2 protein-coding genes are annotated in these 1,608 nt (G+C 64.2%); both read right to left on the bottom strand.

Features of this window, described 5'->3' with window-relative positions:
- Positions 1–78 precede the first annotated feature (78 nt).
- Positions 79–1,224 carry a glycosyltransferase gene (locus ACGVJ8_RS00735; protein ID WP_392345031.1) on the bottom strand — a complete coding sequence of 382 codons (1,146 nt, stop codon included), beginning with the start codon at positions 1,222–1,224 and terminating at the stop codon, positions 79–81.
- The coding region (locus ACGVJ8_RS00730; protein ID WP_392345030.1) for a glycosyltransferase at positions 1,221–1,608 on the bottom strand (388 nt) is incomplete at its 5' end. The genes ACGVJ8_RS00730 and ACGVJ8_RS00735, both read right to left, overlap by 4 nt.

Raw genomic sequence — 1,608 nt, 5'->3', positions numbered from 1 at the left:
GGGCTCCAAGGGCCAGATCCAGAATCGTGGTGCCGCTGTGTCCAAGCCCGCGAATCAACAGCAGCCTTGTACGAATCGTCATCGAGCGAAGGCCTGAGATCGGAAACGGGGTGGAACGTTGCGCAGAAACTGCGCCACATCCCTGTGATGGTGGTCGATCGTGAACCGCTCCTGAATGCAGCGGCGCCCTGCCTGCCCCCAACGCTGCGCCAGAGATGGATCCACGACAAGCCGATAAAGCCCTGCGGCCATCCCAGCCACATCCCCTTCCGCCACGAGCCATCCACTCTCGCCGTGGCGGACCACCTCTGGGATGCCCGCGTGACACGTGGCAACCACCGGCAGACCACTGAGCTGCGCTTCCATCACCGCCACCGGATTGCCTTCGCTGTCTCCATCGGGTGCCACAACCGAATGCTGGACGAACCCCCGCACCTGGCGCATCAAGGCAGCAATCTCCTGCTGAGGCTGCGCACCAAAAAATCGCACAACAGATCCGAGACCCAGCTCCTGCACCAACTCCTGGGCCTGATGCAGCAGGGGACCTTCCCCAACCATCCACAGGGCGAGATCAGGGCTCGGATGCTGTTCCACCAGCTGTGCAAAAGCGCGGATCGTGAGCAGCGGACCTTTCTTGGCGACAAAGCGCCCCACCGCCAGGAACACCGGGGCGGCCGACACCGGGGCACTGGAATGAAACAACGACGCATTGGCCCCTGAGGCACTGATCAAGATCCGGTCGGACTCCAGGCCCAGCTCCAGCAGGGTCCGCCGCATCGGCTTCGATTTAACGATCGCTCCCGAGGCAAGTCGGATCAAACGGCGATAACGCGACTTCTGCGCACCGAACTTGGTCCAAGCGGAGAGGTCCGAACCACGAAAGTGCACCACCAATGGACAGTCAGCCTCTGCCGCTGCCTCCATCACCCGCACCGCATGGAAGCCGAACTCCACCAGCAGCAGATCAGGCTGATGGCGACGGATCAACCAACGGGTCACCACGGCCGCCGGCCAACCGGCGAGACGAAGCCATCCCAGCCGCGTCAGCAGCTTGCTGCACAACACGGCAACGCCATAGGCCAGCCTGCGGGGCTCAGTCAGCGGCCGTTCATCGCCGAAATAGGCCGTGGTGACGAAGGGTAGGCCAGCGAGATTGGCCCGCACGAAGGTTTCCGACGCTGCCCGGCGCGTGGGTGCCAGAACCAGCAAGCGCTGCCTGGTCATGGGGCGCGCAACACCCCATCCCAGATGGGGGCGAGCTGGGGCCAATCGCGGGCCAACAAGGAGTCGCGTGCTGCGGCCCCAAGACTTTCACGCAAACCCGTGTCGGCCGCCAGTTGCTCGAGTGCCTGGGCCAGCGCCGCCACATCTTCGCTGGGAATCACCCAGCCATTGCGACGGTGATCAATTTCCTCAAGGGGCCCTGGGGACGCATCGCTCACCACCACCGCCAGCCCCTGCGCCATCGCCTCGAGCAAGGCGTTGGGCATGCCCTCAAACCGGGATGGCAGCACGAACACAGCCGCCTCAGCCAACAGACGCGTGACATCGGAGCGGTGTCCGAGAAAGCGGACCCGGCCCCCGAGCTGCAACCGTGCCACTTGATTC

It is taken from the genome of Parasynechococcus sp. (assembly GCF_042954245.1).
GTDB lineage: Bacteria > Cyanobacteriota > Cyanobacteriia > PCC-6307 > Cyanobiaceae > Parasynechococcus.
Note: the sequence above shows the minus strand (reverse complement) of the source record. Positions and strands in the feature narration are given on the sequence as shown.

Excerpts from the sequence above, each read along its gene's own strand:
- ACGVJ8_RS00735 (WP_392345031.1), bottom strand. The coding sequence starts at position 1,224 with ATGACCAGGCAGCGCTTGCTGGTTCTGGCACCCACGCGCCGGGCAGCG.